The organism is Achromobacter spanius (assembly GCF_002966795.1).
In the GTDB taxonomy this organism is placed as follows: Bacteria; Pseudomonadota; Gammaproteobacteria; order Burkholderiales; family Burkholderiaceae_B; genus Achromobacter; species Achromobacter spanius_D.
On sequence record NZ_CP023270.1, the window covers coordinates 2,789,821 to 2,808,022 of the forward strand.

At 66.7% G+C, this 18,202-nt stretch carries 18 protein-coding genes; 10 read left to right on the top strand and 8 right to left on the bottom strand.

Translation table 11 applies throughout. The annotated features are described in order from the left end of the window. Nucleotides 1-5: 5 nt before the first annotated feature. Genes CLM73_RS12505 through CLM73_RS12520 form a run of 4 tightly spaced genes read right to left on the bottom strand, consistent with a single transcriptional unit; the run spans nucleotide 6 to nucleotide 3,830 of the window. Nucleotides 6-1,151 carry an ABC transporter permease gene (locus CLM73_RS12505; RefSeq protein ID WP_105238711.1) on the bottom strand — a complete coding sequence of 382 codons (1,146 nt, stop codon included), beginning with the start codon at nucleotides 1,149-1,151 and terminating at the stop codon, nucleotides 6-8. Beyond that, entirely contained in the window at nucleotides 1,148-2,095 is a 948-nt protein-coding gene (locus tag CLM73_RS12510; protein ID WP_105238712.1) for an ABC transporter ATP-binding protein, read from the bottom strand. Before CLM73_RS12510 ends, CLM73_RS12505 begins: the two co-directional genes overlap by 4 nt. Then, a complete protein-coding gene (locus CLM73_RS12515) occupies nucleotides 2,092-3,045 on the bottom strand; it encodes an HlyD family secretion protein (protein ID WP_105238713.1) in 954 nt (317 codons plus the stop codon). The genes CLM73_RS12510 and CLM73_RS12515 overlap by 4 nt, the downstream gene beginning before the upstream one ends. 2 nt (nucleotides 3,046-3,047) lie before the next feature. Next, nucleotides 3,048-3,830 (bottom strand): TetR/AcrR family transcriptional regulator, encoded by a 783-nt coding sequence (locus CLM73_RS12520; RefSeq protein WP_105238714.1) that lies wholly within the window; start codon nucleotides 3,828-3,830, stop codon nucleotides 3,048-3,050. Between the two features lie 162 nt (nucleotides 3,831-3,992). Here CLM73_RS12520 and CLM73_RS12525 point away from each other — a divergent pair, with 162 nt between their 5' ends. The 3 genes from CLM73_RS12525 (at nucleotide 3,993) to CLM73_RS12535 (ending at nucleotide 6,465) form a co-directional block, all read left to right on the top strand. Continuing rightward, nucleotides 3,993-5,042, top strand: coding sequence for an NADP-dependent oxidoreductase (locus CLM73_RS12525; protein WP_105238715.1), 1,050 nt, complete (start codon nucleotides 3,993-3,995; stop codon nucleotides 5,040-5,042). Further along, the gene (locus tag CLM73_RS12530; RefSeq protein WP_105238716.1) at nucleotides 5,039-5,719 is read left to right on the top strand and encodes a type 1 glutamine amidotransferase domain-containing protein; all 681 of its coding nucleotides are present in this window, start codon (nucleotides 5,039-5,041) and stop codon (nucleotides 5,717-5,719) included. The genes CLM73_RS12525 and CLM73_RS12530 overlap by 4 nt, the downstream gene beginning before the upstream one ends. A 143-nt stretch (nucleotides 5,720-5,862) precedes the next feature. Next, the gene (locus tag CLM73_RS12535; protein ID WP_105238717.1) at nucleotides 5,863-6,465 is read left to right on the top strand and encodes an HD-GYP domain-containing protein; all 603 of its coding nucleotides are present in this window, start codon (nucleotides 5,863-5,865) and stop codon (nucleotides 6,463-6,465) included. A gap of 17 nt (nucleotides 6,466-6,482) precedes the next feature. Here CLM73_RS12535 and CLM73_RS12540 read toward each other — a convergent pair whose 3' ends face one another. Continuing rightward, a complete protein-coding gene (locus CLM73_RS12540) occupies nucleotides 6,483-8,081 on the bottom strand; it encodes a glycerol-3-phosphate dehydrogenase/oxidase (protein ID WP_105238718.1) in 1,599 nt (532 codons plus the stop codon). Nucleotides 8,082-8,178: 97 nt separating this feature from the next. Beyond that, nucleotides 8,179-8,970: a DeoR/GlpR family DNA-binding transcription regulator gene (locus CLM73_RS12545; RefSeq protein ID WP_199778289.1), complete on the bottom strand. Its 792-nt coding sequence runs from the start codon at nucleotides 8,968-8,970 to the stop codon at nucleotides 8,179-8,181. A 222-nt stretch (nucleotides 8,971-9,192) separates the two neighbouring features. On the opposite strand from CLM73_RS12545, the gene CLM73_RS12550 reads away from it, so the two are divergent. The 6 genes from CLM73_RS12550 (at nucleotide 9,193) to CLM73_RS12575 (ending at nucleotide 15,244) form a co-directional block, all read left to right on the top strand. Then, entirely contained in the window at nucleotides 9,193-10,278 is a 1,086-nt protein-coding gene (locus CLM73_RS12550) for an ABC transporter ATP-binding protein (RefSeq protein WP_105238719.1), read from the top strand. After that, nucleotides 10,278-11,366 carry an ABC transporter ATP-binding protein gene (locus tag CLM73_RS12555; protein WP_105238720.1) on the top strand — a complete coding sequence of 363 codons (1,089 nt, stop codon included), beginning with the start codon at nucleotides 10,278-10,280 and terminating at the stop codon, nucleotides 11,364-11,366. The genes CLM73_RS12550 and CLM73_RS12555 overlap by 1 nt, the downstream gene beginning before the upstream one ends. Continuing rightward, nucleotides 11,363-12,253: a carbohydrate ABC transporter permease gene (locus tag CLM73_RS12560; RefSeq protein WP_105238721.1), complete on the top strand. Its 891-nt coding sequence runs from the start codon at nucleotides 11,363-11,365 to the stop codon at nucleotides 12,251-12,253. Before CLM73_RS12555 ends, CLM73_RS12560 begins: the two co-directional genes overlap by 4 nt. Then, nucleotides 12,246-13,058, top strand: a complete 813-nt coding sequence (locus tag CLM73_RS12565; protein WP_056560717.1) for a carbohydrate ABC transporter permease — start codon at nucleotides 12,246-12,248, stop codon at nucleotides 13,056-13,058. The genes CLM73_RS12560 and CLM73_RS12565 overlap by 8 nt, the downstream gene beginning before the upstream one ends. A 27-nt stretch (nucleotides 13,059-13,085) precedes the next feature. Beyond that, complete coding sequence (locus CLM73_RS12570) at nucleotides 13,086-13,394, top strand: DUF2160 domain-containing protein (RefSeq protein ID WP_056317261.1); 309 nt, start codon at nucleotides 13,086-13,088, stop codon at nucleotides 13,392-13,394. Nucleotides 13,395-13,513: 119 nt separating this feature from the next. Then, nucleotides 13,514-15,244 carry an ABC transporter substrate-binding protein gene (locus tag CLM73_RS12575; RefSeq protein WP_056560723.1) on the top strand — a complete coding sequence of 577 codons (1,731 nt, stop codon included), beginning with the start codon at nucleotides 13,514-13,516 and terminating at the stop codon, nucleotides 15,242-15,244. Nucleotides 15,245-15,253: 9 nt separating this feature from the next. Here the strand turns inward: CLM73_RS12575 and CLM73_RS12580 are convergent, their stop codons facing one another. Next, entirely contained in the window at nucleotides 15,254-15,955 is a 702-nt protein-coding gene (locus tag CLM73_RS12580) for an aspartate/glutamate racemase family protein (protein WP_105238722.1), read from the bottom strand. 142 nt (nucleotides 15,956-16,097) lie between these two features. Here CLM73_RS12580 and CLM73_RS12585 point away from each other — a divergent pair, with 142 nt between their 5' ends. Then, nucleotides 16,098-17,072: an alpha/beta hydrolase family protein gene (locus tag CLM73_RS12585; protein WP_105238723.1), complete on the top strand. Its 975-nt coding sequence runs from the start codon at nucleotides 16,098-16,100 to the stop codon at nucleotides 17,070-17,072. A 12-nt stretch (nucleotides 17,073-17,084) separates the two neighbouring features. Here CLM73_RS12585 and CLM73_RS12590 read toward each other — a convergent pair whose 3' ends face one another. After that, the gene (locus CLM73_RS12590; protein WP_234015896.1) at nucleotides 17,085-18,140 is read right to left on the bottom strand and encodes a sensor domain-containing diguanylate cyclase; all 1,056 of its coding nucleotides are present in this window, start codon (nucleotides 18,138-18,140) and stop codon (nucleotides 17,085-17,087) included. Between the last annotated feature and the right edge of the window lie 62 nt (nucleotides 18,141-18,202).

Consider the following 18,202-nt stretch of genomic DNA (forward strand, 5'->3'; position numbering starts at 1 on the left):
GGGCTTCAATCCAGGGTGCGGCGGTAGAACTTCACGGCGGCGGTCATGACGATGACGGTGAACAGCATCAGGGGCCAGATGTTGGGCCACAGGTCCCACCAGCCATTGCCCTTGAGCAGGATGCCGCGGATCAGCCGGTTGAAATACGTCAGCGGCAGCAGGTTGCCCAGGTGCTGCGCCCACATCGGCATGCCCTGGAACGGAAACATGAAGCCGGACAGCAGCATGTTCGGCAGGAAATAGAACATGGTCAGCTGCATGGCCTGAAGCTGGTTCTGCGCCAGCGACGACAGCGTGATGCCGACCGTCAGGTTCGCCGCGACGAACAGCAGCGCGGCCAGGTAGACCGACAGCAGGCTACCCATGATGGGGACGTGGAAAACGAAATGCGCCGCCGCAAGAATGATGCTCGCCTGGATCAACCCGATGGCGATGTAGGGCACGATCTTGCCGGTCATCACCTCGATCGGCCGCACCGGCATCGCCAGCAGGTTTTCCATGGTGCCGCGTTCGCGCTCGCGAGTCATGGCCAGCCCGGTCATCATCACCAGCGTCATCGTCAGGATCACGCCCATCAGCCCGGGCACGGTGTTGTATTGCGAGATCTGCTCTTCGTTGTAGAGCTGGTGGATGCGCACGTCGAAGGCCGGCTGGCCGCCCGCCAGGCTGGCAAGCGGTCCGGTCAGGTCCTTTTGCGCGACGGCCTGTGTAAGCTGCGTGGCCGCGCCCAGCGCCATGCCCGTCGCCATGGGATCGGTGGCGTCGGCCTCGATCAGCAGCGCAGGGCGCTCGCCGCGCAGCAGGCTGCGCGTGAAATCGGGCGGAATGGTCACCACAAACAGCACGCGGCCCTGCGCCAGCGCGGCGCGGCCCGCTTCCTCGGTGTCCAGTTCCTCGACGATGTGAAAGTAGTCCGACGAGCGCATCGCCGCGATGAAGCTGCGCGTGAACGGGCTGTGGTCCGCCGCGATGATGGCGGTGGGCATCTGGCGCGGATCGGTGTTGATGGCGTAGCCGAAAAGCGCGAGCTGCATGATCGGCAGGCCCACGATCATGCCGAAGGTGATGCGGTCGCGGCGCAGCTGCAGGAACTCCTTGAGCACCATGCTCCACCAGCGCGACCACGAAAAGCCGTTCGGGCGCGCGGTCATGGCTTGCTCGCAAAGTTGTCGGTGGACTGGTTCATCAGGTAGATGAAGACGTCCTCCAGGCTGGTGTCGATGCGTTCCAGGCGCAGGTCCTGGCCGGCGATGGCCGCGCGCAGCGTGCTTTCCAGCGTGGCCGCGTCCCGTCCGCTGACGTGCAGCGCGGACCCGAACGCGACCGTCTGGTCGACCCCGGGGGCGCTGCGCAACTGCTGCCCGAGCGGCACCAGGTTGACGCCGTGGATCGCCCAGGTGGTCAGCCGCTGCTCGGCGATGACCTCGTCGGCGGTGCCTTGCGTCAGCAGCTTGCCGTACGAGATGTACGCCAGCTTGTGGCAGCGTTCGGCCTCGTCCATGTAATGCGTGCTGACCAGCACCGAGATGCCGCGCGCCGCCAGTTCATGCAGCTGCTCCCAGAAGTCGCGCCGCGCCGTCGGGTCCACGCCGGCCGTGGGCTCGTCCAGCAGCAGCAGCTTTGGCTGGTGCAGCAGGCAGGCGGCCAGCGCCAGGCGCTGCTTCCATCCGCCCGACAACGACCCCGTCAGTTGCCCGGCGCGCGTTTGCAGCCCGAGGTCCTGCAGGGCGCGGTCCACGGCTTCCTTGCGCTGGGGCATACCGTACATGCGGGCGACGAAATCCAGGTTCTCGCGGATGGTCAGGTCTTCCCAGTACGAGAACTTCTGCGTCATGTAGCCGACGTTGCGCTTGATCTCGGCGCTGTCGCGCAGGATGTCGTAGCCCAGGCACGTGCCGCTGCCGGAGTCCGGCGTGAGCAGGCCGCACATGAGGCGGATGCAGGTCGTCTTGCCGCTGCCGTTGGGCCCCAGGAAGCCGAAGATCTCGCCTTCGCGGACCTGCAGCGACACGTCGTTCACGACGTGCTTGTTGCCGAAGTGCTTGTTCAGGCCGCGCACGTCGATGACGTTGCCGCCAGCGCTGGGCGCGTTCATGGCAGGGTCGCCTCCACCGGCTGACCCGGATGCAGCCGCGCCGCCGCGTCGGGGGCGGGGCGGGCTTCGACCATGTACACGAGCTTGCTGCGGCTTTCGCGGCTGTAGATGACGGGCGGCGTGTATTCGGCCTGGTCCGACACGTAATCGATGCGCACGGGGATCGGATCGCCGCAGCCGTCGCAGCGCAGCGTGGCTTGCTGGCCGATCTTCAGCGACCCGACCACCGTCTCCGGCACGAAGAACCGCACCTTGATGTTGCCGGGCGGCAGCAAACTGACGACCGGGCTGCCCGCCGGCACCCATTCGCCCACCCGGTACATCGTGTCGAAGATCCGCCCGGCGGCCGGCGCGGCCAGCCGTTTCTGGTTCAGCGTCCACTCGGCCTGCGCCAGCGCGGCGTCGGCGGCTTCCACTTGCGAGGCCTGCGCGCGCCGGGCTTCGTCGCGGCCGGGCAGCCGGTTCACTTCGACCTGGGCTTGCAGTTCGCGCACGCGCGCCGCGTCCGACTGCGCCTGCTCGCGGCTGTCATCCAGCTGCGAACGCGCGATGCCGCCGATGCGGAACTGGGCATTGTCGCGGGCCAGCTGCGCGGCGGACCGGCGGCTGGCGGCCTGCGCCTGCGCCAGTTGCGCCAGGCTGACATCGACCTCGGGCGCCCGCTTGCCGGTGGCAATGTCCTCCAGTTGCGCGCGGGCCGCGGCCACTTCCGCCTGCGCCTGATCGCGTGCCGCGGCCTCGCGCGTGGCGTCCAGCGCGTACAGCGGCTGGTTGGCGTCGACCTGCTGGCCGCGCCGCACCGCCAGCGTATCCAGGCGGCCTGGTTCGGACGAGGCGACATACACGTAATCGCCTTCGACATAGCCCTGGTAGAACGGCTGGTCGTTGTTGCCGCAGCCGAACAGCGGCAGCAAGGCGAGGGGGGCGGACAGGCGGCGTAGGGTGCGCATGGTCAGCGTCCTGGAGTCGGAGCAGAGGGAGAGGAGGGCGGCGAGGGCTGTGCGAACAGGCCGCCGGTCAGCATGGCAATGGCGTGGGCGGCAATCGCCTCGTTGCCGATGGACTGCGCCACCGGGTCGTCCTGCCAGATCCGGCGCCACAGATTGGACGTGGCGAGCGGCAGCAGGGTCAGGCCCAGGATGGACAGGAACACCAGGCGCGGCTCGACCCCCGGCGTGATGGCGCCCCGGCGCTGGCAATCGGCGATCAGGCCGGCGAACGCCTGCAGCCGGTCCGACGGCAGATGGCGCAGCACGCGATCGCGCAACTGGCCGCCTTCATTGACGACTTCGTGCATCCATAGGGACGGCAGCCAGGGCTTTTCCGTGGCGCTTTGGACCACGCGGCCGACCACTTCGGTGATGAAACCACGCGCGGCTGCGGCGGGGTCGGGCGGAGTGCCGGGCCCGTTGGCAGGGGCGCCATCGATAGCGGCCCCACCAATAACGGCCCCACCGCCCTCCAGCGGCACGGGCGCCCAGACAAATCCGATCACGGGCACGATCCGTTCCAGCACCACCGCGTCGATCAACTGATCCCGGCTTTTGAAGTAGTAATGCAGCATCGCCGGCGTCACGCCCGCGCGCTGCGCAATGTTGGCGATGGTGGTGGCGGCGACGCCCTGGGCGGCGAACAGTTGCGTGGCCAGATCCAGCAAGTTGGCGCGGGCAGTGGCGTTGTCCGGGCGCGGCGGGCGGCCGGGGCGTCGGGCGGGAGGGTGAGCGGCGGAAGACATGCGGCCGATTCTAATTAAAGACTTAATTAATTAAAAGAGGGTTCGATCAACAGGGTTACCGCTCGGCCTCGCTGCCGTCGATGGTGTAATGGGCCGGTTCCCCACCTGCCGCCCGGGGTTGTCCGCGAGGCCCGGCCGGCGCCACGAAGGAGACCGAACCTCATGCCGCAATCCGCTTCGACCAACCGCCGCATCGTGCTGGCGGCACGCCCGCACGGCGAGCCTACCGACGCCGACTTCCGCCTGGAAACCGGCGATATTCCCCAGCCCGGGCAGGGCGAGGTGCTGCTGCGCACCGTCTATCTGTCGCTCGACCCCTACATGCGCGGCCGCATGAGCGACGCGCCGTCCTATGCCGACCCCGTGCAGATCGGCGAGCCGATGGTGGGCGGCACGGTGACGCGCGTCCATGCCTCCAACAATCCGCAATTCCAGGTGGGCGAGTGGGTGCTGGCCCAGACCGGCTGGCAGGATTTCGCGGTGTCCGACGGCGCCGGGCTGCTGCGCCTGGGCGCCAACCCCGAAAACCCGTCCTGGTCGCTGGGCGTGCTGGGCATGCCGGGCTTTACCGGCTACATGGGGCTGCTGGACATCGGCCAGCCCAAGGCCGGCGAAACGGTCGTCGTTGCGGCGGCCAGCGGCGCGGTCGGCGCCGTGGTCGGCCAGATTGCCAAGATCCACGGCTGCAGGGTCGTCGGCATTGCGGGCGGGCCGGACAAATGCCGCTACGTGGTCGAGGAACTGGGCTTTGACGAATGCGTGGACCACCGCCAGCCGGACCTGCCCGGGCGCCTGGCAAAGGCGGCGCCGCAAGGCATCGACGTGTACTTCGAAAACGTGGGCGGCGCCGTCTTCGATGCCGTGCTGCCCTTGCTGAATCCGCGCGCGCGTATTCCGGTGTGCGGGCTGATCTCGGCCTACAACGCCACCAGCCAGGCCGAGGGCCCGGATCGCCTGGGGCTGCTGATGCGCACCATTCTGACGAAGCGGCTGCGGATGCAGGGCTTCATCATCTTCAACGAATACGCGCATCGCTACGGCGAATTCCGCGAGGCCATGCAGGACCTCATCAAGCAAGGACGCATCAAGTACCGTGAAGACGTGGTCGACGGCCTGGAGAACGCCCCGCGCGGGCTGATCGGGCTGCTCAAGGGCGAAAATGCCGGCAAACGCATTGTGCGTGTCGGCCCTGACGAATGGAGCGCTACATGAACATCCTGATCGTGCTGACTTCCCACGACACGCTGGGCAATACGGGCCGCAAGACGGGTTTCTGGCTGGAAGAGTTTGCGGCGCCGTACTACGCGTTCCTGGACGCGGGCGCCAAGATCACGCTGGCCTCGCCGCTGGGCGGCCAGCCGCCGCTGGATCCCAAGAGCGACGATCCGGACGCGCAGACCGACGACACGCGCCGCTTTCAGAAGGACACCGACGCGCAGCGCGTGCTGGCATCCACGCGCCGGCTGGCCGAGGTGCAGGCATCGGATTACGACGCGGTCTTTTACCCGGGCGGCCACGGTCCGCTGTGGGACCTGGCCGAAGACGCCAAATCGGTGGCGCTGATCGAGACCATGCTGGCCGCGGGCAAGCCGGTGTCGGCCGTGTGCCATGCGCCGGGCGTGCTGCGCCACGCCAAGACGGCGGACGGCAAGCCGCTGGTGCAGGGCAGGCAGGTCACCGGCTTTTCCAATGCGGAAGAAGCCGCCGTGCAACTGACCGATGTGGTGCCGTTCCTGGTCGAGGACGAGCTGAAACAGCTGGGCGGCCTGTACAGCAGCGGTCCGGACTGGCAGTCGCACGTGGTCAGCGATGGCCTGCTCATCACGGGCCAGAATCCCGGCTCGTCGGTGGGCGTGGCCAAGGCGCTGCTGGAACGCCTGAAGACCTGATTGCCGTTACGGCAAAACGGCGGGAAAGCGGAGTCCGGCCCCGCGCCAGCGTGCGGCGGCCGGAGATCGTTGCGGATTGTGTCAGAATCCCGGCTTTCCGATATGCGCGCGCCGCGATGCCGTTGCGGCGCGCAGATTTTCCAATGCCCCCCCCCGACGTACCCGAAATCCCCGCAGGATCCTATGAAGCGGCGCTGTTTGCCGCGATACAGGCGCGTGACCCGGCCACTGGCCGGCATTGCAATAGAGTGGCTGCGCTGAGCGTGGCGCTGGCCCGGGCCTGTGCGCTGCCCGAGCACGAGGTGGACGTCATTACCGTCGCCGCGCGGCTTCACGACGTGGGCAAGATCGGCACGCCCGATCGCGTGCTGCACAGCCCGCACCGGCTGGTATGGGAAGACTGGGAAATCATGAAAGCGCACGCCGCCGCGGGCGCTGCCCTCATCATGCAGACCGCGATGCCGCAGCGCGAGACCATTGCGCTGGCGGTGCGGCACCATCATGAACACTTCGACGGCTCCGGTTATCCGGACGGCCTTGCCGGCCACGCCATCGCGCTGCACGCGCGGATCATCTCGGTGGCCGATTCCTACGATGCGCTGGGCGATGCGCGGCCCTACCATCCGGCGCGCTCGCACACGCAGATCATGGACATCCTGAATCAGGAGGCGGGATCGAAGTTCGATCCCGACCTGCTGCGCGTGTTCGAATCGTTGATCCGGGAAAGCCGCCTGCGCGTGCCGTAGCGGATTACCTTAGCGGATTACTTCAGACGGTAGGTCGCCGCGACGGTGGCCAGGTCCTGCAGCGTGCGCTGCTGCCAGGCCGCGTCGTGGCCCAGTTCCTCGGCCAGGATGCGCGCGACTTCCGGCGCGGCCAGCATCGCGGCCTCGGCATCCAGGAACAGCGCGCGGTTGCGGCGCGCCAGCACGTCCTCGGCGCTGCGCGCCAGTTCAAAGCGCGCCGCGAAACGCACGTGCGCTTCGGACAGGCCGCTGGCCTTGACCAGCATGCGCTGCGCGCCGGGCAACGCCTGCAACGTCGCCAGATCGCTCCCGTAGTAGCTGTCCGGCGTGCCCGCGTGTTCCTGCGACGGCGCAAGACCATTGGCGCCATGCAGCGGCAGCGATTCGGTGCGGCACGAGGCCTGCGTCAGCAACTGATGCTGGATGGCGGTGTCGACCACGTCCTGCGCCATGCGGCGGTACGTCGTCCACTTGCCGCCGGTGACCGTCACGAGGCCGGCCTTGGACACCAGAATCGTGTGCTCGCGCGACAGCTTCTTGGTGGAGGCTTCGCCGGTCGCCTTGACCAGCGGACGCAGGCCGGCCCAGACGCTGGTCACGTCGTCGCGCGTCGGCTTGCGGCTCAGATAGCGCGCGGCGGTGTTCAGGATGAAATCCACGTCCTGCGCGCCGGCGTCCGGGTCCAGCGGCAGATCCTGGCGCGGCGTGTCGGTGGTGCCGACGATGGTGTGGCCGTTCCATGGCACCACGAACAGCACGCGGCCGTCGTCGGTCTTCGGAATCAGCACGGCGCGCTTGCCCGGCAGGAAATCCTGCGGCAGCGTCAGGTGCACGCCCTGGCTGGGCGCGACCATCGTCTGCGCGTTCTTGTCTTCCATGCGGCGCACGGCGTCCACCCACACGCCGGTGGCGTTGACCACGCAGCGCGCGCGCAGCGTGAACGTTGCGCCGCCGATCACATCCTGCACGGTCACGCCGTCGACCTTGCCGTGGGTGGTGGTCAGGCCCGTGGCGCGCACGTAGTTGACCGCCGTGCCGCCCAGGTCAAACAGCGTGCGCATCAGGCTCATGGCCAGGCGCGCGTCGTCGAACTGACCGTCGTAGTACAGCACGCCGCCCTTCAGGCTGCGCCCGCTCACGTTTTCGGCAAGGGTGGGGGCGTTGGCCAGCGTTTCGCGGCGCGACAGCCAGCGGCTGGGCGCCAGGTTCAGCTTGCCGGCCAGCATGTCGTACATCTTCAGGCCGATGCCGTAGAACGGCTGGTCCAGCATGGTGTAGGCCGGCACCACAAAGCCCAGCGGCCACACCAGATGCGGGGCGTTGCGGTTGAGCAGGCCGCGTTCGTGCAGCGCCTCGCGCACCAGGCTGACGTTGCCTTGCGCCAGGTAGCGCACGCCGCCGTGCACCAGCTTGGTGGCCTTGCTGGACGTGCCCTTGGCAAAGTCGGCGCCTTCGATCAGCAGGGTCCGGTAGCCGCGCGCGGCGGCATCGACCGCCGTGCCCAGGCCGGTTGCGCCGCCGCCGATGACGATGACGTCCCAGGAATGCGTGTTGTCCAGCGTGTTCAGAAGACGGCTGCGGTCGGGCGGGGTGACGGAGGCGAGGGGTTGGTTCATGTTCTTTGGGGGCGGCGGGGCCGCGAGGTAAATGCGTCGATATGCTTGCCGGCAGGGCTGGGCGCACGATGCGGCCGCAGCGGGGCGCGGGTCGGGGTCAGGGTGTGGGTTTGGGGGCGTGCGGCGCGGCGGCGACATCGCAACGCACGCCGGAATCCAGCAACACTTGGGCCAGCGGTTCCTGCGGATGCGCATCGGTGAAGAAGCGGTCGATCTGCGAGATATGCGCCAGTTCCACCATGGCCTGGCGCTTGAACTTGCTGCTGTCGGCGGCCAGCCAGACCTCGCGCGACTGCTCGATGATCGTGCGCGCCACGCGCACCTCGCGGAAGTCGTAATCGCGCAGGGTGCCGTCGGCCTCGATGCCCGAAATGCCGATCAGGCCGATGTCGACCTTGAACTGGCGGATGAAATCCATCGTGGCTTCGCCGACGATGCCGCGGTCGCGCGAGCGCACCACGCCGCCCGCGACGATGACTTCGCAATCCGGGTTGTCGGACAGGATGTCGGCCACGTGCAGGTTGTTCGTGATGACGCGCAGCCCGCGATGGCGCAGCAGCGCGCGCGCGATGGCCTCGGTGGTGGTGCCGATGTTCAGGATCAGCGAACAGCCGTCCGGCACGGCGCGCGCCACGGCTTCGGCGATGCGTTGCTTGCCCGCGGCGTGCAGGCCCTGGCGCTTGCGGTACGCAATGTTCTCGATGGTGGACGCCTCGATGCGCACCCCGCCATGAAAGCGCGACAGCAGGCCGGCTTCGGAAAGGATGTTGACGTCCCGCCGCACGGTCTGCAGCGTGACGTCGAAGCGTTTGGCGAGTTCTTCGATCGAGGCCGAGCCCTGGGCCCGCACCATTTCGATCAGCGCGCTCTGTCGTGGATTCAGTGTCATGATCGAATGATAAAACAACAAAAGCGAAAAATAATGACGCACCGCAAGATTGTTTTTTGTTCGCTTCTTCAGTAAAACGCACAAAAAACGAAAGCCATCTGAAAGAGTATGCTCATCGTGTTGCGCCCGCGCGGGAATGCGGGGGGCGCACTAGCTGGGACGCTGTGCCGAATACCGAAGTCCGTAGAAAACAGGGACATATAAGTAGGTTGAGGAGACTAGATGCAGCTGACCTTGGACGGGATAGCTTTGCGGGCCGGCTCGCAAATGCACCTGTATCCCATGAGCCTGGCCCCGGTTCCGGGCGCCATGACCGTCCTGCTGGGGGCCACCCTGGCCGGCAAGACCTCGCTGATGCGCATCATGGCCGGGCTGGACCGGCCCTCGGAAGGCCGCGTGCTGGCAGATGGCGCCGACGTCACCGGCGTGCCGGTCCGCCAGCGCAACGTGGCGATGGTCTATCAGCAGTTCATCAACTATCCGTCCATGTCGGTCTACGACAACATCGCCTCGCCGCTCAAGCTGCGCGGCGAGCGCGACACGCGTGAAAAAGTCCACGCCATGGCGGCGCGGCTGCACATCGACCATCTGCTGGACCGCTATCCGTCCGAGCTGTCGGGCGGGCAGCAGCAGCGGGTGGCGCTGGCGCGGGCGCTGGTCAAGGATGCCCCGCTGATCCTGCTGGACGAGCCGCTGGTCAACCTGGACTACAAGCTGCGCGAGGAATTGCGCGACGAACTGTCGGAATTGTTCGCGCTGGGACGCTCGACCGTGGTCTACGCCACCACCGAACCGGGCGAGGCCCTGTTGCTGGGCGGCCACACCGCCGTGCTCGACGCGGGCGAGCTGCTGCAATACGGCCCCACGGCCGAGGTCTTTCACCGGCCCAATTCGATCCGCGTGGCGCGCGCCTTCAGCGACCCGCCCATGAATCTGTTTGCCGCCCGGCGCCACAACGGCGGTTTCGTGCTGCAAGGCGACGTGGCGGTGGATCGCGCGCTGCCGGCGGGCGGGGACGCCGAGATCACGGCCGGCCTGCGTGCCGGCGCGCTGGATGTGGAATCGCGGCCCGGTCACGTCGAGCTGCCCGGCCGGGTCAAGCTGGCCGAGATCTCCGGGTCCGACACCTTCGTGCACGCCGAGACGGCCGCCGGCGACGTGGTCGCCCAACTGCCCGGCGTGCACCGCTACACGCTGGACGAGCACGTGCGGCTGTATTTCGACCCCGCGCAGACCTACGCCTTTGGCCCGGACGGCGCGCTGCTCGTGGCGCCCCGGCAGCCGGCGGGGGCGGGGGAGGTGGCCTGATGGCGCAGATCGAGCTGGACCTGTCCCATTCGTACGTCGCCCATCCCAAGTCCGACGACGACTACGCGCTTTTGCCGTTGCAGTTCACCTTCCGCGACGGCGGGGCCTATGCCTTGCTCGGGCCTTCGGGTTGCGGCAAGACCACGCTGCTCAATTGCGTGTCGGGTCTCTTGCGGCCCTCGCATGGGCGCATCCTGTTCGACGGACAGGACGTCACCGACAAGACCCCGCAGGCGCGCAACATCGCGCAGGTGTTCCAGTTTCCGGTGGTGTACGACACCATGACGGTCGCCGAGAACCTGGCGTTTCCGCTGCGCAACCGGGGCGTGCCGCCCGAGCGCATCCGCGAGCGCGTGGGCCGCATCGCCGAAATGCTGGAAATGTCCAATGTCCTGGACCGCCGGGCCAGCGGGCTGACGGCCGATGCCAAGCAGAAGATCTCGCTGGGCCGCGGCCTGGTGCGCAGCGACGTGTCCGCCATTCTCTTTGACGAGCCGCTTACCGTTATCGACCCGCAACTCAAGTGGGAGCTGCGCCGCAAGCTCAAGGAGATCCATCACGAGTTCAAGCTCACGCTGATTTACGTGACCCATGACCAGACCGAGGCGCTGACCTTTGCCGACCAGGTCATGGTGATGGCGCGTGGCCGCGCCGTGCAGGTGGGCAGCGCGGATGATTTGTTTGAACGCCCCGCGCACACCTTCGTGGGCCATTTCATCGGGTCGCCGGGCATGAACTTCCTGCCGGCCCAATGGCGCGATGGCGCGCTGATGGTGGGCCAGCACCGGCTGGACGGCGTGCCGGGCGAACTGGCCGCCAAGCTGGAAGGCGCCGGTCCCGTCAAGCTGGGCGTGCGTCCCGAATACCTTCGGGTTGCCGATGCAGGCGCAGCCGGCGCCGTGCCGATGCGCGTGGAACGCGTGCAGGACGTGGGCACCTACACGCTGCTGGTGGCTGATTTTGAAGGCACGCCGGTGCGCGCCCGCCTGGGCAGCAACGTCGTGGCCGGCGGCAAGGACGCCACGGTGTGGCTGACCGTGCTCAATCCCCACACCTGCTTCTACCGCGACGAGGAGCTGATCCGATGAAACCCACCGATCACCGGGCCTGGTTCCTGGTCATGCCGGTCGTGCTGTGCGTGGCGTTCTCGGCCATCCTGCCGTTGATGACCATCGTCAACTACTCGGTGCAGGACATCATCTCGCCCGAGCGCCGCGTGTTCGTCGGCACGGAGTGGTTCGCCGCCGTGCTGCAGGACGACGAGCTGCACGGCGCGCTGTTCCGGCAGATCGGGTTTTCGTTTGCGGTGCTGCTCATCCAGATCCCGCTGGGCATCCTGCTGGCGCTGTCGATGCCGGCCAGCGGCTGGCGCGCGTCGGCCGTGCTGGTCATCATCGCACTGTCGCTGCTGATTCCGTGGAACGTCGTGGGCACCATCTGGCAGGTGTTCGGCCGCACCGACATTGGCCTGCTAGGCGCCACGCTGTCATGGCTGGGCGTGGACTACAACTACACGGGCAACGACTTCGACGCCTGGGTCACCGTGCTGGTGATGGACGTGTGGCATTGGACGCCGCTGGTGGCGCTGCTGTGCTACGCGGGGCTGCGCGCCATCCCGGACGCCTACTACCAGGCCGCGCGGATCGATGGCGCCTCGCGCTTTGCCGTGTTCCGCTACATCCAGCTGCCCAAGATGCGCGGCGTGCTGATGATCGCGGTGCTGCTGCGGTTCATGGACAGCTTCATGATCTACACCGAGCCCTTTGTGCTGACCGGCGGCGGCCCGGGCAATGCCACCACCTTCCTGTCGCAGTACCTGACGCAGAAGGCGGTCGGGCAGTTCGACCTGGGGCCGGCCGCGGCGTTTTCGATCATCTACTTCCTGATCATCCTGCTCTTGTGCTTCATCCTTTACAACTGGATGCTGCGCGCGGGCACCACGGGCGGTTTCGACGAGGAGCGCGGCAATGCGTGAGAAAACCACCTGGTGGCGCGCCGCCTTCCTGACGCTGTATCTGGTGTTCGCCATCCTGCCGCTGTACTGGATGCTGAACATGTCGTTCAAGTCGAACACCGAGATCGTCAGCACGCTGACCCTGTGGCCGCGCGACTTCACGTTCGAGCATTACCGCACCATCTTCACCGATCCGGCCTGGTATTCCGGCTATATCAATTCGCTGATCTATGTGGTCATCAACACGGTCGTCTCGCTGGCCGTGGCGCTGCCGGCCGCCTACGCGTTCTCGCGCTACCGGTTCATCGGCGACAAGCACGTGTTCTTCTGGCTGCTCACCAACCGCATGACGCCGCCCGCCGTGTTCCTCTTGCCGTTCTTCCAGCTCTATAGCTCGTTCGGCTTGATGGACACGCACCTGGCGGTGGCGCTGGCGCACCTGGTGTTCAACGTGCCGCTGGCGGTGTGGATCCTGGAAGGCTTCATGTCCGGCGTGCCGCGCGAGATCGACGAGACCGCCTATGTGGATGGCTACTCGTTCCCGCGCTTCTTCCTGACGATCTTCCTGCCGCTCATCAAGTCGGGCGTGGGCGTGGCGGCGTTCTTCTGCTTCATGTTCAGCTGGGTGGAACTGCTGCTGGCGCGCACGCTGACATCGGTGAACGCCAAGCCCATCGTCGCGACCATGACGCGCACCGTATCGGCCTCCGGCATGGATTGGGGCGTGCTGGCGGCCGCGGGCGTGCTGACCATCGTGCCGGGCGGCATCGTGATCTGGTTCGTGCGGCACTACATCGCGAAGGGCTTCGCGATGGGCCGCGTGTAGGCATCGGGCATACAGGAGGACGCACTCATGTTCAGCTGGATGGTCTGGACCACCCCGGTTGCCGTGTTCTTCAGCTGCATCGTGCTGATGCTGGTGGGCATGACGATCTGGGAACTGAAGTCGCCTACGCAGGAGCGCAAGGGGTTTCTGCCCCTGCGCACCACGCGCGGCGACCGGCTGTTCATTGGTCTCATGGCCGCGGCGTGGCTCAACCTGGCGTTTCTGGGGTTCGGCCAGAAGGCGGTCGAGTGGTTTTCGCTGGATCAGCCGCCATCGGTATGGATCAGCTTCGTGCTGTCCATGCTGCTGCTGGCGTTCATCATGAAAAAAGGGTGAGAGAAGGGCGCCAGACCCTTCGTTGGTTTCGGGCAGTCAGGTAAAGGACTATCGGCCAGCGTCTTCCCCGGCCAGCGGTCCGCAGCACGATAGGGGAAGACTTATCGAGGAGACAGGTCATGAAATTGCGCATGCACGCCATGGCGGCCGCTATCGCCCTGATCGGAACGTCAGGGGCTTGGGCCGGCGAGCCGGAGGCAAAGAAGTGGGTCGATTCGGAGTTCCAGCCTTCGTCGCTGTCCAAGGAACAGCAGATGGCCGAAATGAAATGGTTCATCGACGCCGCGGCCAAGCTCAAGGCCAAGGGCGTCAATGAAGTCAGCGTGGTGTCCGAGACCATCACCACGCACGAGTACGAGTCCAAGGTGCTGGCCAAGGCCTTTGCCGAAATCACCGGCATCAAGGTCAATCACGACCTCATCCAGGAAGGCGACGTCGTCGAAAAGCTGCAAACGTCCATGCAGTCCGGCAAGTCCATCTACGACGGCTGGATCTCCGATTCCGACCTGATCGGCACCCACTACCGTTACGGCGCCATCCTGCCGCTGTCCGACTACATGGCCGGCGCCGGCAAGGATTGGACCAACCCCAATCTGGACCTGAAGGACTTCATCGGCACCAAGTTCACCACGGCGCCCGACGGCAAGCTTTACCAGTTGCCGGACCAGCAGTTCGCCAACGTGTACTGGTTCCGCGCCGACTGGTTTGCGCGGCCGGACCTGAAGGAAAAATTCAAGGCCAAGTACGGCTATGACCTGGGTGTGCCCACCAACTGGTCGGCGTACGAAGACATTGCCACGTTCTTCTCGAACGACGTCAAGGAGATCGATGGCAAGCGGGTCTACGGCCACATGGACTACGGCAAGAAGGACCCGTCGCTCGGCTGGCGTTTCACCGATGCGTGGCTGTCGATGGCCGGCGCGGCCGACAAGGGGCTGCCCAACGGCATGCCGGTCGACGAGTGGGGCATCCGCGTGGCCGACGACAAGTGCACGCCGGTCGGCGCGTCGGTGTCTCGCGGCGGGGCCACGAACAGCCCGGCCGCCGTGTACGCGCTGACCAAATACATCGACTGGATGAAGAAGTTTGCGCCGCAGCAGGCCATGGGCATGACCTTCTCGGAAGCCGGCCCCGTGCCAGCGCAGGGCCAGATCGCCCAGCAGATCTTCTGGTACACGGCCTTCACCGCCGACATGACCAAGAAGGGGCTGCCGGTCGTGAACGACGACGGCACGCCGAAGTGGCGCATGGCGCCGTCGCCTTACGGCCCCTACTGGAAGGACGGCATGCAGAACGGCTACCAGGACGTGGGCTCGTGGACCTTCTTCAAGTCCACCAATCCCGACAAGATGGCGGCGGCTTGGCTGTATGCGCAGTTCGTCACGTCCAAGTCGGTGTCGCTCAAGAAGTCCATCACCGGCCTGACCTTCATCCGGGACAGCGACATCAACAGCGAGTTCTTCACCAAGAATGCGGCCAACTACGGCGGCCTGATCGAGTTCTACCGCAGCCCGGCGCGCGTGGCATGGACGCCCACCGGCACCAACGTGCCCGACTATCCGAAGCTGGCGCAGCTCTGGTGGAAGAACGTCGCCACGGCCGTCACGGGCGAAAAGACCCCGCAGGCGGCCATGGACAACCTGGCCAACGAAATGGATCAGGTGATGGCGCGGCTTGAGCGGGCGGGCATGGCGCAGTGCGCGCCCAAGCTCAATCCCAAGAGCGATCCGAGCAAGTGGCTGTCGGATCAGCACGCGCCGTGGAAAAAGCTCGCCAATGAGAAGCCCAAGGGCGAGACGATTCCCTATGATCAGTTGCTGTCGGCGTGGAAGGCGGGGAAGGTGCGGTAAGCGGCGGGCTTAGGGCGCCGCTCGTTGCGACACCACCCGCGACGCCACCCGCGACGCCACCCGAGGCGTGACCCGCGCCGCCATCGCCAAGGACGCGGAGGCGCCATCCAGGGGCCGAAATTCCGCGGGCAAGGCGCTGGCGGCGCCCGCCATCCAGGGGTGTGCAAATGCCACTACGTCCGCGCCGCCTTCCCAGGCGGCGCGGGCCGCTTGCGCGACGGCGGCAAGACATGCCGCCGTCTCGCCGCGCTTGAACAGATCCCAAGTCTGGGGCACCAAACGCACATCGACCGTGGCGCCTGCTGGCCGCGCATGTCGTTCGAACATCACGCGATTGGCCGCGACGGCGGATTCCGCGGCGCACAGCACGACGATGCGCGTGCCTGCGCGGGCTGCGATTTCGGCCAGCGCCTCATCCGCGCGGATGACGGGGACGCGTATGCCCTTGATGCCGTCGACGACAGGACCGAGCGTGGCGCATGTGACAATCACGGCGTCCGCGCCGGCCGCCAACGTCTGCAACGCCGCTTCGATCTCGTCCTTCAGGCTGTCGGGTATTGCGCTGGCCGTGGCCTGCGCCTGATCAACGGCAATCCTGAGCGCCGGCCGCACGTCGTGGCGCAGCGCGCCGGCTGTCAGTCCCGCGTCGCGGGCCGCCTGCTCGAAAACCGCCGGGTTGCTGTCGATGGTGTGCAATAAGGAGATCTGCATGGGGTAAAACCTTGGGGCCTCGTGGATGTCGAAGCGGCATTCTGGTGCCGGCCGAAAACGGCAACAAGACAAGCCCGAATACTGGTATTGCCGATACCCCGCGTGGCCCGTCGATTTCAACGCTTATCCTCAACTCGTCCGCATGACCTTCGCCTTCAACTTTCTGCACGTTCTGATTCCAGCCGTCCTGGCACTTGCTGCCGGCGTTGCGAATGCCGCCGGCTTCCAGCGCCTGAATCTGCCCATGGACCTGAACGGTCCCGGCCTGCAAGGCGCGGTCTGGACGCCTTGCGCGGAACCCGCCGGCGAGATCAAGGTGGGCCGCGTCGCCATCCAAGGGGTGCAGGGCTGCAAGCTGCCGGAAGGGCGCTACCCGCTCATTGTCCTGTCGCACGGCTCGGCGGGCTCGTATCTCAGCCACCACGACACCGCGGCCGCGCTGGCCGACGCGGGCTTCGTGGTCGCGGCGATCAACCACGTGGGCGACAACGCGCTGGACAAATCGCGGCAGGGTTATCTGTCGATTTTTTCGACCCGGCCCCGCGAAATGCGCCGGCTGATCGACTACATGACGGGCGTGTGGCCGGACAAGGCCAGCCTTGATGCCGAAAAGATCGGCTTCTTCGGGTTTTCGCGCGGCGGGTATACGGGCCTGGTGCTGGCCGGCGCGGCGCCGGATCTGGCGGCGGGGCTGGCCATCTGCGCTGACCAGCCGTCGCTGCCGATGTGCCGCGACATCGCTGCGGGCAAGGTGCCGCAGCAACCGTATCCGGCGGACGCGCGCATCAAGGCGGCGGTCATTGCCGATCCGCTCAATGTCTTTTCAGAAGGCGCGCTCAAGCGCGTCACGCTGCCCATTCAGCTGTGGGTGTCGGCGCGGGGCGGTGAGGGCGTCAGCCCGGCCAGCGTCGAGGCGGTGCGCCAAGGGTTGGGCGCCGCGCCGGATTACCAGATGGCCGCAGGCGCAGGCCATTACGTGTTTCTGGCGCCGTGCTCGGCCGACCAGGCCGAAGCGCTACCCGGCATTTGCCGCGACGAGGCGGGCGTTGACCGAAGCGCATTCCATCAGGCGCTGAACGCCCAGGTGACGGCATTCTTCAAGGCGCGGCTGCAATAGCCGCGCGCCCGATCAGTGAATGACGCGCGCCGCCCGGCGCGCATGCTTGATTTCATACATGCGCGCATCGGCCAGCCGCACGGCGGCCTCCGCGTCCAGGCCGGCGGGATCCAGCGCCACCACACCCGTGCTGGCGCCTTCATAGGCAACGGTGGTGTCGCCCAGTTTGTATCGCCCCATCGTGGCGGCCAGGATGCGCTCTTCCATCGCGCGCGCGGCTTCTTCGGCCTCGGCCTGCGGCGTGATGCCGCCCGTGTCCGACCGCTTGCGGGCCAGCGCGGGGCCGGGCCCGATCAGCACGAATTCGTCGCCGCCCACGCGTCCCACCATGTCCGACCCCCGCAGCGCTGCGGCGATGCGCCGTGACGTTTCCTGCAGGAAGATGTCGCCCGCCTGGTGGCCGTACGTGTCGTTGATGCTCTTGAATCCATCCAGGTCGATGACACCGACCAGGACGGTGGCCTGTTCGCGCACGGCCCGCGCCAGCAGACGGTCCAGGGCCTCGAAAACCGCGCGGCGGTTGGGCAGGCCGGTCAGCATGTCGGTCAGCGCATAGGACATGAGCCTGACATTGGCCGAGTGCAACTGTTCAACGAGCATTTCGCGTTCGATGAAACTGGCGATCACGCTGGAAAACAGCTTCAGCACCGCTTCGGCCTGCGGGCTGATGTCGTGGCGCCGGGCGCTGGCCGCGCACAGGGTGCCGTACAGGGCGCCGTCATCGGCGCGCACGGGCGCACTGACGTAGGTCTGTATGCCAAGCTGCCGGGCCGCGTCCGAATCTGGCCAGCACTGCGCGACGTCGCTGGTGCACATGCGGCCTTCGTCCAGCGCGCGCTTGCACAGCGTGTCATCCCAAGGCACGGACAGGCCTTCCGGAATCTGCAGTTGCCCCACGTTGCGCGCGTAGCGCACGTGCTGCAGATCGGCCTTCAGGTCGATGGAGGTCAGGTAAGTGGATTCGAGTCCGGTGACGGCGCCCAGCATGTCCAGCAGCGGGCGGGTCAGTTGCTCGACCGACTTGGCGGCGGGCAGGGTGGTCGAAAGTTCGGCGAGGATGGGATCCAGCACGGCTACTCCTGGATGCATGGTCGGATGAACTTGCGGCCCGAGCTCCATGCCGGAGACCG